This window comes from Alloalcanivorax xenomutans, assembly GCF_032810065.1.
Classification (GTDB): Bacteria; Pseudomonadota; Gammaproteobacteria; order Pseudomonadales; family Alcanivoracaceae; genus Alloalcanivorax; species Alloalcanivorax xenomutans.
In genome coordinates this window covers 1,842,050-1,854,869 of record NZ_CP136538.1, presented here as the reverse complement: position 1 = coordinate 1,854,869, position 12,820 = coordinate 1,842,050, and the positions used below count along the sequence as shown (strand labels likewise).

At 63.4% G+C, this 12,820-nt stretch carries 10 protein-coding genes and 2 tRNA genes; 1 reads left to right on the top strand and 11 read right to left on the bottom strand.

The annotated features are described in order from the left end of the window. Positions 1 to 14 precede the first annotated feature (14 nt). From RYH70_RS08705 to RYH70_RS08655, 11 genes are all read right to left on the bottom strand, one after another. Positions 15 to 1,022 carry a quinone-dependent dihydroorotate dehydrogenase gene (locus tag RYH70_RS08705; protein ID WP_022994431.1) on the bottom strand — a complete coding sequence of 336 codons (1,008 nt, stop codon included), beginning with the start codon at positions 1,020 to 1,022 and terminating at the stop codon, positions 15 to 17. Positions 1,023 to 1,253: 231 nt separating this feature from the next. Next, a complete protein-coding gene (locus RYH70_RS08700; RefSeq protein WP_317010084.1) occupies positions 1,254 to 2,603 on the bottom strand; it encodes a DUF1329 domain-containing protein in 1,350 nt (449 codons plus the stop codon). Beyond that, positions 2,603 to 5,230 (bottom strand): aminopeptidase N, encoded by a 2,628-nt coding sequence (gene pepN, locus RYH70_RS08695; protein ID WP_317010083.1) that lies wholly within the window; start codon positions 5,228 to 5,230, stop codon positions 2,603 to 2,605. Before pepN ends, RYH70_RS08700 begins: the two co-directional genes overlap by 1 nt. Continuing rightward, positions 5,230 to 5,511, bottom strand: a complete 282-nt coding sequence (locus tag RYH70_RS08690; protein WP_022994428.1) for a YeaC family protein — start codon at positions 5,509 to 5,511, stop codon at positions 5,230 to 5,232. The genes pepN and RYH70_RS08690 overlap by 1 nt, the downstream gene beginning before the upstream one ends. A gap of 40 nt (positions 5,512 to 5,551) precedes the next feature. After that, positions 5,552 to 6,439, bottom strand: a complete 888-nt coding sequence (locus RYH70_RS08685; RefSeq protein WP_014994154.1) for an NAD(+) kinase — start codon at positions 6,437 to 6,439, stop codon at positions 5,552 to 5,554. Between the two features lie 43 nt (positions 6,440 to 6,482). Continuing rightward, positions 6,483 to 7,553: a cyclic nucleotide-binding domain-containing protein gene (locus RYH70_RS08680; protein ID WP_022994427.1), complete on the bottom strand. Its 1,071-nt coding sequence runs from the start codon at positions 7,551 to 7,553 to the stop codon at positions 6,483 to 6,485. 114 nt (positions 7,554 to 7,667) lie between these two features. Beyond that, a complete protein-coding gene (locus RYH70_RS08675; protein ID WP_116027952.1) occupies positions 7,668 to 9,017 on the bottom strand; it encodes a hypothetical protein in 1,350 nt (449 codons plus the stop codon). Between the two features lie 650 nt (positions 9,018 to 9,667). Next, positions 9,668 to 9,744, bottom strand: a tRNA-Asp gene (locus RYH70_RS08670). Between the two features lie 46 nt (positions 9,745 to 9,790). After that, a tRNA-Val gene (locus RYH70_RS08665) sits at positions 9,791 to 9,866 on the bottom strand. 129 nt (positions 9,867 to 9,995) lie between these two features. Further along, on the bottom strand, positions 9,996 to 10,196 hold the full coding sequence (locus RYH70_RS08660; RefSeq protein WP_022994424.1) for a hypothetical protein: 201 nt from the start codon (positions 10,194 to 10,196) through the stop codon (positions 9,996 to 9,998). Then, entirely contained in the window at positions 10,193 to 10,801 is a 609-nt protein-coding gene (locus RYH70_RS08655; RefSeq protein ID WP_022994423.1) for a TetR/AcrR family transcriptional regulator, read from the bottom strand. The genes RYH70_RS08660 and RYH70_RS08655 overlap by 4 nt, the downstream gene beginning before the upstream one ends. Positions 10,802 to 11,018: 217 nt before the next feature. Between RYH70_RS08655 and RYH70_RS08650 the strand changes: the two genes are divergently transcribed. Further along, positions 11,019 to 12,794, top strand: a complete 1,776-nt coding sequence (locus tag RYH70_RS08650; RefSeq protein WP_317010082.1) for an acyclic terpene utilization AtuA family protein — start codon at positions 11,019 to 11,021, stop codon at positions 12,792 to 12,794. The last annotated feature ends 26 nt before the right edge of the window (positions 12,795 to 12,820 follow it).

Genomic DNA, 12,820 nt, shown 5'->3' with positions numbered 1-12,820 from the left:
GCGATCTTTACGCCTCAGCCCTTTGGCCAGCCCCGGGCGATCTCGCCGATCAGTTCCGGGCCCCGGTATATCAGTCCGCTGTAGATTTGCACCAGATCGGCACCGAGACGCCGCTTTTCCAGAGCATCCTCGCTGTTCATGATGCCGCCCACGCCGATCAGCGGTACACGGCCGTTCAGGGTGCGGCTGACCACGTCCAGCGCGCGGTGAGCAATCGGTTTCAGCGGGGCACCGCTGAGGCCGCCCTGCTCGTCAGCGTGCGGCTCGCCGGCGACACCGGGTCGCTGCAACGTGGTATTGCCGACACAGACCCCATCGATGCCGTGACGGACGAAGGCTTCCGCCATGGACGCCAGTTCCTCGTCACTATTGTCCGGGGCGATCTTGACCACCAGCGGCACCTTCCAGCCATTGCGCTGGTCGAGCTTGCTCTGCTCCTCGCGCAAAGTGCTCAGCAGCGCGTTCAATGCCTCGCCATGCTGCAGCTCGCGCAGGCCCGGTGTGTTCGGCGAGGACACGTTGACCACCAGATAGCTGGCCAGGGCATGCACCTTGCGCTGGCAGTGCAGGTAGTCTTCCACCGCCTGCTCCATCGGCGTGTCCTTGTTCTTGCCGATATTGATGCCAAGAATACCCTTGTAGCCACTGCCACGGACCGCTTCCACCAGGTAATCGACGCCCTGGTTATTGAACCCCATGCGATTGATCACCGCCCGGGAGCGGGGCAACCGGAATAAACGCGGCCGCGGATTGCCCGGCTGCGGGCGTGGCGTCACCGTTCCCACCTCGAGAAAGCCAAAGCCGAGAGCCGCCAAGCCGCGGATGCAGTCTCCGTTTTTATCCAGCCCCGCCGCCAAGCCCACCGGATTGGGAAAATCCAGCCCCATCACCCGCACCGGCCGGTCCGGTACCCGGCCCGGATAGAGCTTGCCGGCGCCGTGACGCAGCGCCGCCAGCGTCAAATCATGACTGCGTTCGGCGGACAGGGAAAACAACAGGGGACGGGCGAGGGAATACAGCATGGGCGTTCCGGTTCCTTCGTGGGCGACAACGGCCGGGGATTATATCGGGAACCGCGCCGCCCTGCCCGGTTTGCAGAACGCCGGCACGCAGAGCCGCTTCACGAAGCCGCGGCAGGAGCTTGCCCCGCAACCCCAACACCAGAGGCCGCATTCGCCAGCAGGCTGGCTCCCACGGAAGGCCGGACCACAAAGCCGCTGTGGGAGCTTGCCTGCAGGTGCCTTGTCGATACCCTAACGACGGTCGGGCAAGGCGGAAGGCAGAAAATCCCGCTCGTCCGGCAGTGTTTCCGGAAACAGCAGGCCACCGGGCTCGCTGGTCTCGGTGAAGCGCAAGTGATAGCGGCCCTCGCGCAGGTCATGATAGGCATCCAGGGCGGTCCAGACCGCCGGGAGTTGTGGATAGCATTTGCTGTAAGCCAGGCTGACCCGCCACAGCGCGCCGCTGAGGTCATACTGATCCGCCACCGCGATCTGCCAGCTGTCCTCGTCGATATAGAAACGGCGGCGCGAATAAATATGCCGCTCGCCTTCCCGCAGGCGCCCTTCCACCACCCACACCCGATGTCTTTCCCAGCGCGTCCCCGCCGGATTCAAATGTCCCCGACGCAGGGATTGGCCCTCCCGCTCCAGATCGATGTGAAAATCATTGTTGTACGGAATAAAACGCTCCACCGGCTGCGGGTAAAGCAAACGCCAGCGGTATTTGTCCAGCGCCCCGTTGAACAGATCCGCGTCGTCAACGGTACGCAGACCGTCACTGCCGGCCAGCACGGCGTCGTAGGCGATTTCCGGTGCCCGGCGCACACGCTGCCGCCCCACGTCATAGCCCCAGGACTGGCGTGGCATCCGCGCCGGGTCCAGGGTGTCGTACATCAGTACCGCGCCGCCGGCCAGCCGCGCCGGCGCCAGTATCCGCGAGTAGTAGTACAGATAACGGGGCCCGATGCGCTCTGCGTCGAAGCGCTCATCGTAATAGGGAAAATACAGACTTTGACGCGAGCTGACGCGGCGGTAGCCGCCGCCGGCGCGCACCGACAGCTGACTGGACTGGCGCTCCATGAAAACACCGCGCCAGCGCAACAGATGGTTCCACATCGCCTGACGGCCGCGGTCACCGGCGTCGCCGTGCGGTATGGGGAAAGGGATACCGCCGAACGCTCCCGTAACGCCACGCTCGGAAAGCGTCGCCCGCACCGCATTGGCGGCGGTATTGCGATACACCCAATCCGGCGCCGCCGCGGTGCGGCGGCTGCGGTAGACCGGCAGGTAAAAGCTGTCGGGATAGCGGCGGATCATCGCCGCCACGCCCTGCGGCAGGTCCGCCTCGTACTCGGCCAGGTTGCCGGCGTCGATGCGCAACAGCGGCTGATCCGCCGCCGGCACTCGACAGCCCTCGCCGCGCCAGGGAGGGATCGCCAGCGGCGATGAGAGTGGCTGGGTATTACCGGCCCGTTCACCGCCCAGCGGTGTCAGATCCGACGACAGCCGCCGCGCCTCCTGCTCGCTCACCGCCGCCGGCACCGGCTGCGCAGCCAGCCCGAGGGCCAGCCCGGCGAGCAAGAGCAGCGGATAGCGGTTCATCAGGCCCCGAGAATACGATCCAACACTTCCGCCAGATTGGCGGAGGCACCTTCACGCACTTCGCTCAGCGCGGTGCGCAGCGACGTCGACAGGTCCTCCCGCAGACGATTCAGCCGCGCGGCGCCATTACCGAGCCGGGCGGCGATCTGCGGATTAATGGCGTCCAACGTCTTCAGAGCCTCCGCGAACAGGCGATGGCCGCTGCCATCCTCGGCGTGGAATGCCGAGGGATTGCCGTTGACCAGAGTGCCGATCAGCGCCCGCACTCGGTTGGGCAGAGTCCACTCGAAGTCGGGATGGGACATCAACGCTTTCACCCGCGCCACGGTGGCCGGTCCTGGCACCGCCGCCTGCACCGCGAACCACTGGTCCATCACCAGCGCTTCGTCCCGCCAGCGCTCGGCGAACTGCTCCAGCGCCGTCTCGGCGCCGTCCAGGCCATTGCTCACCAGAATCCCCAGGGCACCGATTTCCTCGGTCATGCAGGAGGCGTCGCGGAAGGTCCGTTGCAGGTCGTCGGCAATACCATCGGCTTTGGCCAGGCCCAGGTAGGACAGGGCCAGCATGCGCAGACGGCGTTTACCCATGGCATCACCATCGGCGCGATATTCCGGCTCCCGCAGGGACTCGGCCAGACGCCGCCAGTCTTCGTCGAGAGCCCGTCCCAGGGCCACCTTGAAAGCATGAGCGGCGCGGTGCACCCGGGCCGGATCCAGCGGCGCATGCCGGTCGCCGATGGCGGTCTCGGTGGGCAGGGTCAGCAGCAGCGCGGCCTGGGCCGGATCCTCGGCGGCACGCCGGATCACCCCTTCCAGGGCCGGGCGCAGCCGTTCCAGTTGCTGCTCGGCGCTCTCGCCCTGTTCGATGATGCGCGCCAGCGCCGAGAAGTACAGGCGTTGGGCGGCATCCCACCGGCAGAAACCATCGCTGTCGTGGGCCAGCAGTGTCTGCAGTTGGGTTTCGTCGAAGTCGTAGCGCAGGATCACCGGCGCCGAGAACCCCCGCAGCAGGGAGGGCGTCGGCTTGACCGGCAGCGGGAATGAGAAGGTCTGAGTGGCCCGCTCCAGAATCACCACGGTTTCGGTATCGCCCTGGTCGTTCAGCGCCAGCGGCTTGCCCCGCGGGTCCAGCAGCGCCAGTTTCACCGGAATCATCAGCGGCTGCTTGTCCGCCTGTCCCGGGGTGGCCGGGGTGTGTTGGCTCAGCGTCAGGCTGTAGAGGCCATCCACGTAGGTGTCCTCGGCCCTGACGATGGGGGTGCCGGCCTGGCTGTACCAGCGTTTGAAGCCGCTCAGGTCACGTCCGGACACCTCCTCCATGCAGGCGACGAAATCGTCACAGGTTACCGCCTGCCCGTCGAAACGCTCGAAATACAGGTCGGTGGCGCGGCGGAAGTCCTCGGCGCCAAGCAACTCATGCTGCATGCGCACTACTTCCGCGCCTTTCTCATACACGGTCAGGGTGTAGAAATTGTCGATCTTCTGGTACTGCGCCGGACGCACCGGGTGGGCCAGCGGCCCCTGGTCTTCCGGGAACTGGTGGTTGACCAGAAAGTTCACGTTTTCCACCCGCACCACCGCCCGCGAATTCATATCCGAGGAGAATTCCTGATCGCGGAACACGGTGAAGCCTTCCTTGAGGCTGAGCTGGAACCAGTCCCGGCAGGTGACGCGGTTGCCGCTCCAGTTGTGGAAATACTCGTGGGCCACCACCGATTCCACCCGCTCGAAAGCGGCGTCGGTGGTGGTGGCCGGGTGGGCCAGCACACAGGCGGTGTTGAAGATGTTGAGCCCCTTGTTTTCCATGGCGCCCATATTGAAGTGGCTGACGGCGACGATCTGGAAGATATCCAGGTCGTACTCACGGCCATAGACCCGCTCATCCCAGGCCATGGCTTTTTTCAGCGACACCATGGCGTGATCGAGTTTGTCCAGATCCCGGTGTTCGGCATACAGATGCAACGCCACCTGACGCCCGGAAGCGGTGGTGAAGGTGTCCTTGAGGCAGGCCAGATCGCCGGCCACCAGGGCGAACAGATAGCAGGGTTTGGGGAACGGGTCTTCCCAGGTGACCCAGTGCCGGCCGCCCTGCCCGTCGCCTTCGGACTCTTCTCCACTGGCTACCGGGTTGCCGTTGGACAGCAGCAGCGGGTAGTGCTCGCGGTCGGCCCGCACCGTAGTGGTGAACCGGCTGAGCACGTCCGGACGATCCGGGAACCAGGTGATGCGGCGGAACCCTTCCGCCTCGCATTGCGTGCAGTACATGCCATTGGAGCGATACAGTCCCTCCAAAGCGGTATTCTTTTCCGGCTCGATGCGAACCACCGAGGTCAGTTGGAAGCGCTCCGGTACCGAGAACACGGTCAGACGGCCGTCCGCCTCGCGATAGCGGGAGGCCGGCAGCGCCGCGCCGTCCAGACTCAGTGACAACAGTTCCAGATGCTCGCCGTCGAGCACCAGGTCCTCCGGCCGGTCGTCCCGGGCCGGATTACGCTCCAGCGTCAGGGTGGCGGTGACCAGCGTGTGGCCATCGCGAATATCCACGTCCAGATGGGTTCGCGGAACCAGATAGGCCGGCGGCAGATAGTCCGCCAGGCGAGTGACATTGGCCGGGCTGCCATCACGCATCAGTGCTCTCCTTTCCGCTCGGGCGCCGGTTGCAGGGCCACCGGTTGCTCGCTGTCCGCCTCACTGCTCTTGCAATGTGAAGGCACATAACCGGTACGCTCCTGTTCTGGCAGATTCTTGGTTTCCCAGGCGATGATCGCCTGCAGGCACAGTTCACGCTGCTCGGCGGAGACCCGGCGGCCATCGGGCCAGCGCCCCAGTTCCACGGCGCGGCGCAGACCGTGCCACACCTCCAGGGTCATGGAATCAATCAACTGCTCGAAATTGGAAAAATTCATCATCCCTCTCGGGTCGCGACATGGGTGGGACGGCGGTTGGCCATCAATTATCCCCCGGACGGGTGCTCCAGCCCAGTTTGGAACGGCAGGCCTGATAGAAATCGTGCCCCGGCGGGTGGATCAACTGCAAACGGTGGGGTTTCTTGCGAATGGCGATGACATCGCCCAGCTGCAATCGCACCCCGGAAGTGCCGTCGCAGCTCACCAGGGGCTTCACTTTCTCGGTGGTGATCTGGATCTTGATCTCGCTGTTGCCGTCCACCACCAGGGGCCGGCTCGTCAGGGTGTGGGGGTTCATCGGCACCAGCACCATGGCGTCCAGACGGGGATGCATGATCGGGCCGCCACCGGACAGGGCATAGGCGGTGGAGCCGGTGGGTGTGGAGATGATCAGGCCGTCGGAACGCTGCCCATAGACGAAATGGCCATCAATGATCAGCTCGAAATCGATCATATGGACACTGTCACCGGAGAGCAGCACCACATCGTTGAGGGCGCTGCCCTCGCCCATCACCAGATTGCCGCGCCGCACTTCCATATCCAGCAGAAAGCGGCGCTCGGTGGTGTATTCCCCATCCAGCACCTGACCGACCCGGGATTCGATTTCCGAGGGCAGGATGTCGGTGAGAAATCCCAGGTGGCCGCGGTTCACCCCCAGCACCGGCACATCGTAACGGGCCAGGGTACGGGCCGCGCCCAGCAGGCTGCCATCGCCGCCGACCACGATCACCAGATCACAGGATTCGCCCATCTGAGCGGCGCTGGCCGCCTGCAGCCCCATTTCCGGGAGACTGCCGGCGATGTCCTTTTCCAGGATGACGGTGCAGTCGCGACCGTGCAAAAAGTGAATCAGCTGGCGCATGGAGTACAGCGCCTGCTCGCTTTCGGAACGGGCAATCAGGCCGATATTGCGAAATTTGTCTTGCGCCACATTAGTCCCGGGTTGGGCCCCAGCCCCGGATCCCCGGGACGGGCTATTCGAGATACTCGTGCAGGTGGTCGGCATTGCCGTTAAGGCCGCCTTCCAGCACGAACACGTCCAAGCCTGCGTTTTTTAACAAAAATGCCGCCGTGGCGCTACGCCGACCGGTGTCACAGTAGGCCACGTAGGCCTGTTTCGGGTCCAGCAACCGCGACTTCAGGCGCAGCACATTCAACGACATATTAGCGGCTCCGGACAGCCGATGGCGGTCAAACTCGTCGCCGGTGCGCACATCCAGCCAACGGGCGCCGGCGGCGATCTTCTCCCGGGCCTTGTCCACCGGCAGGGTGTGGATGATCGGTTCACGCAGCAGCGCGTCGAAATCGTCCCGCCCCAGCCGCATCAACACCCCGTCCGTGGCCATGGTGATGGTGGCGTTACGCGGCGTGCCGGACAGTAACGCCTCCTCGCCGAACCACTGCCCTTCCTCCAGCATCGCCACCGGCGTCGCCACCCCGGGGTTGCCCAGCTCGATGGACACCTCGCAGACCCCTTCCTTGATGATGTAGCAGCAATCCGCTTCCTCGCCCTGGCGGATGATCACCTCGCCTTCCTTGCAGCGGCGGGCGTGCAGGCGGCGGAAGATTTCCAGAATGTTGGCCGGCGGCACCCGGTGGAACAGGTTGGACTTCAGCAACCGGATCATCCAGTCGCGGTCATGCTGATAAGCGGCATTGGCGTTGATGTCGAGAATCACGTAACCGGCGGACTGATCCCAAGACAAAATGGTGTCCAGCCGGAAACTGTCGAAACGCACCACGCTGACCTCGGTCAGCGCCCGGGCGTCATCCCGACGTGGCTGAAAGTGACCGAGTGGATGCCAGGACGCGGCATCCCCAGCCCGCACCACACCGCGCTGCCCACTCTCGTTGAACAATTCCACGTCGCCGCTGAGCAGATAGATGGTGGCGTTATCGCGATCGCCCTGACGGAACAGAATATCGCCGGGTTCGTAACGGCAGACCTCCTGCTGATCCAGCAGCCAGTCGAGCTGATCGTTGGACAGCGCATTGACCGGCACGAACGCCTGCAATAAACGCTTATCGATGGACTCTTGAGCCATGAATGGCTTCCCCCCTTATCATTCGATCGCGCGAGCCCCCCGACCCGCGCGATCCGGCATGCTTAGCGTTTGTTTAAAGTCTTGAAGCAAGATACTTACCAGTTCGCGGCACGATTACCGGAACTTGAGCACATTATCGATGGCGGCATCCGAACGGCAGTGCGGACAGCGGTTGGAATTACAGTCGGACACGCCCGGCTTGAACTGATTCGGCACGTCCACCCGGATCACTCTTTTGCCACAGGCACGCGCTTCCGGCCCCACCGCCACCTGGCATACCGGATTTTCGTAGTGAGCCAGCCAGGCACGGTAGTGATCCTCGGTCACCAGGCATTTACGGGCGGCGAACGCCAGCGGGTTTTCCATGTAATCGGAAATCTGATCGGCACCGATGGAGACATGGCCGGCACCAGGATGGAAGGCGATGAAACTGAGACCCAGGCTCTCCAGTTTACGCAACATCTGCTCGCCGCCGGCATTGCTCACTTTCATCTGTTGATGCTTGAGGCCGGCCACGTCCTTGCGCAGTTGAGCGATCAGGTCGTCCCGGTTGAGCACCTCCATTTCCTTACTGTGCAATTCATCGGCCAGCCGCGCCCGTTCTTCTTCCAGGCGCTGCTCCAGCTCCAACTGGTACTGCTGGCGCAGGCGCTCCGTTTCACTGCCGTGCTGGCGATCCTGAGCGGCCTGCTCCTGCTGATCCCGGCGCAGTGTCTCCAACTGTTCCTTGAGTGAGCTGTTCTGTTCGCGCAACGCCGCGTTCTGGGACTTCAGCGTCTTGAACTGCATCAGCACCTTTTCCAGCTGCGTATTGAGGATTTCCTCTTTCTGCTGCTGGGCATAGCGCAGTTGCGCCATCTCTTCCTTCTGTCCGCTCTCCAGGGTATGGATGCGCAGACGCAGTTCCTTGATGGTGCGGGCCAGCCTTACCCGTTCCGGATCCGGCTCGGCGGCGCCGAGAGTGGGAATGTCCTCCTCGGACAGCACCGGCGGTGCCGTCGGCGGTGGCAGATCCTCGTCCATCTCCAGGCCCATCTTCGGCCCGCGCTGGCGCAACAGATCCCGCACCGCGACGAAGTCGTTGGCGCCGGGCTTCATCGATGGATCCCACAATTGGTCCTGGTGCCACGCCACCGGGCACTGGCTGCGGCAGGCCAGCCGGATCGGACCGCTGCCCATGTCCGGGCCAGGGCCGCCGTGCTCGGCCAGATGGCGCAACGGAATATTCCAGGTGGTATCGGCCATGCCGTCTTCGTCGAAGCCGATCAGAAACAACACCAGCGCCTTGACCTTCAGCTGTCCGTTGACCAGACAGTAGGCACCGCGCATCTCTTTGCGGGCGAACTCCGGCACCCCCACCATGCCGTCCAGAATCGCCTCGAAGTCGGCGTAGAGCATGCTTTTGGTGATGTGGTGCTCGGCAAAGAACACTATTGCTTCAGAGGTAACGGAGGACCCCGCCATCTCGCCTTCCCCGGGTCATGTCTTTATCGTTTTATCCGCCTCGCGAACCGTCAGGTGACCAGGCTCGTCACAATCTGCCGATCGCGGACAGCTACGACAAAAGTGTGAACCGGCTTTTAGGTAAAAGAAAGGGGTTGCTCGGGAAAGGTAATCAGAACGCTGAGTGCTTCACAGAATCGGGAGGGGTTGGCCCATCGGGCCGGAGGGGTGACGACGGGGGATCAGAGCTCCACACCGTCGTCATCGTTTTCCCAGTCGCCTTCCACCAGCTCTTCCAGGGTTTCCAGCCACAGTTTTTCCTGCATCCGTTCTTCGAAGTAATGATCCATGGTTATTCTCCTTTACGTTTCATTCTGTATTTTCAAATCAAAGATTGTCGGATCAACTTTAGCGTCCCCTTGGTGACCCTTTCATGACAGGGGTCAAAAGGCGCTTATAGGGCCTGTTCACACTATTTCCATCGCGCCTTCATTGGTGGCTTTTTAGCCACAACTGGCGGGACGCAAGCAGTGTGAACAGGCCTTAAGAATAAGAACATCAGGAGAGGGGGAAGTTCCGCGGTGGCCTGGCGCCACAAAAGAAAAAGCCGCATCGAAATACTCGATGCGGCTCCTTAATACATGGAAAAAGGCTAAGATCATGAAAAATGTTGGCGGAGCGGACGGGACTCGAACCCGCGACCCCCGGCGTGACAGGCCGGTATTCTAACCAACTGAACTACCGCTCCGAACTTTCCGTGAAAGGGCGGCGTAGACGCCATCCTTTCGGGAAACTGGTGGGTGGTGACGGGATCGAACCGCCGACCCTCTGCTTGTAAGGCAGATGCTCTCCCAGCTGAGCTAACCACCCGCATCGCGTTGCGAAGTGGGCGCCATTTTAGGGATTGGCCCCGGAGTGTCAACGGCTTTCTGCGAAAAAACCTGCCGTTCGTTCATATTTTCGTCGCACTGTCGAATAAACGCCCATTTTGGCTGCATTTCAGCCGGAATCCGCCTCCGATTCGCGCTCTTCAATCCACCTTTTCGCCTGCTCCAGGGTGAAGCGCCCGGGCACGGCCCGGCCACTGGGCTCGGCCACCAGATAATGACTCACCCGCAACTGCCAGGTGGCGCGGTCCAATTCCCCTTCTTCCATGATGGTATAGCCGGTGCGTCCCCAGGCGAAGCCATTGCCGATCACGCCGCGCCCTCCTCACTCTCCTCGCCGACCACCCGGTCGACGATCAGGTCCGCCAGACCTTCCACCGAAAGACTGCGGGACTGATCAAACCAGTTATGGGTCCAGCCGGTCATGCCGGTGATCAGCCGCCGCATGATGAACGGGTCGGCGCGGAAACGGCCTTCCTTATGGAGATCCGCGAGCACGTCCAGCCAGAGCTGCTCATAAATGTCCCGCAAGGCCAGCGCTTCGCGCTGCTTGTCCGCATTGAGGCAACGCCACTCGGTCACCAGCACCGTCATCGCCTCGCTGGTATCGCCGACGATGGCGGTCAGTTCCGCGCGCACCAGTGCCCGCAACCGCTCCACCGGCCGATCCTCGGCGGCGATGGCGGCGCGCAGACGCTCGGTATTGAAGTGGATAACTTCCTCCATCACCGCGAACAGGATCTCTTCCTTGGTTTTGAAATGGTGGAAGATGGACCCGCTCTGGATCCCCACCACGGCGGCGATATCGCGCACCGTGGTGCGTTCATACCCCTTGTCGCGAAACAGTTGGGCGGCGGCGCTGAGCAGGCGCCCCCGCGGACTGTCGTCAATGCCGTGTACAGCGCGTGCTTGTGTCATTGGTTCCTCCTGATCGGCCGGCATTATACGCATTACACAACATGGGCATCAGACTGGGCATCAGACAATGCCGCTGGCCGGTTCGGCCGTGGACCTGAGCGTTTCGGTCAAGGGGCGTGGCCGATTCCATATTTACATACCAAGCGCTTGCTTGGTAGTGTTGAGCCACTCCGTCACCGGCCCATTCGTCATGAAGGAAGGAAGAAGGAACAACACCATGAGCGATCTGACCCGCATCGGCTGCGCCGCCGGCTTCTGGGGCGATACCAACAGCGCCGCCTTCCAACTGGTCCGCCAGGGCAATATCGACTATCTGGTGTTCGACTATCTGGCCGAGGTCACTTTGTCGATCATGGCCGGGGCGCGCATGAAGGACGCCAACGCCGGCTACGCCCACGATTTCGTCACCCAGGTGATGGCGCCGCTGGCCCGGGAGATCAAGGACAAGGGCATCAAGGTGATCAGCAACGCCGGCGGCGTGAATCCCCGCGCCTGCCGGGATGCTCTGCGGAAAGCGTTCGCCGAGGCCGGCGTCGAGATGAACATCGCCCTGGTGGAAGGCGACGATCTTAATCCACGCCGGGCCGAGTTCACCGACTGCCGGGAAATGGACACCGGCGCGGCCTTGCCGCCGATTACCGTGACCATGAATGCCTACCTTGGCGCCCTGCCGATCAAGGCCGCTCTGGACGCCGGCGCCGACCTGGTGCTGACCGGCCGCATCGCCGACTCCGCGCTGGTGCTGGGCCCGTTGCTGCATGAGTTCCAGTGGCCGGACGACGACTACGACCGGCTGGCCCAAGGCTCCCTGGCCGGCCATCTGATCGAGTGCGGGGCCCAATGCACAGGCGGCAACTTCACCGATTGGCGCGATGTGCCCGGCTTCGACAACATGGGCTTCCCGATCGCCGAATGCCACCGGGACGGTACCGTGGTGATCACCAAACCGGCGGACACCGGGGGACTGGTCACCCCCGCCACCGTCGGCGAACAACTGCTCTATGAAATCGGCGACCCGCGTCAGTACATCCTTCCCGATGTGGTCTGTGACTTCACCAACGTCACTCTCACCCAGGACGGGCCGGATCGGGTCAAAGTCAGCGGCGCGCGCGGGCTCCCCCCCACCGACACCTACAAGGTGTCCGCCACCTACCCCGACGGCCAACGCATCACCGCCTCTTTCCTGATGGGCGGCATCGACGCTCCCGCCAAGGGCCAGGTGGTGGCGGACGCCATCCTCGGCAAGGTGGCGGCGCAGTTCAAACAGGCGGGGCTGGCGCCCTTCCGGGATGTCAGCGTGGAAATCCTCGGCAGCGAGGCCACCTACGGCAACCAGGCGCGCCGCCAGGACAGCCGCGAAGTGGTGGTGAAAATCGCCGCCCTGCACGACGACCGCAAGGCCCTGGGTCTGTTCGCCCGGGAAATCGCCCAGGCCGCCACCGGCATGGCCCCTGGTTTGTCCGGTCTGGTCGGCGGCCGGCCCAAGCCGATGCCCCGTATTCGTCTTTATTCCACCCTTATCGGTAAACAGAAGGTGCCGGTCACGGTGGACGTCAACGGTGAAACCCTGCCGGTGGCCATTCCCGCCGGCGAGCCGCTGCCGAAACCAGCCCCGCAAGCGGACGGCGAGACTGCCTCCGGCGACACCGAGGTGCCGTTGGTGAAACTGGCCTGGGCCCGCTCCGGCGACAAGGGCAACCACGCCAACATCGGCGTTATCGCCCGGGACCCGGTTTACCTGCCCTATTTACGCGCGGCGCTGAGTGAGGCCGCGGTGGCGGACTACATGCGGCATGTGCTCGATCCGGAAACCGGCTCGGTCAGCCGCTGGGAGCTGCCCGGCATGCACGCCTTCAATTTCCTGCTGCGCAACGCGCTGGGCGGCGGCGGTATCGCCAGTCTGCGCATTGATCCGCAGGGCAAGGCGTTCGCGCAACAGTTGCTGGACATGCCGGTGGCGGTGCCCAACACCCTGGCCGCGTCTCTGCATTGACTCCGTGGCGGCCCGCCCCAGAGGCG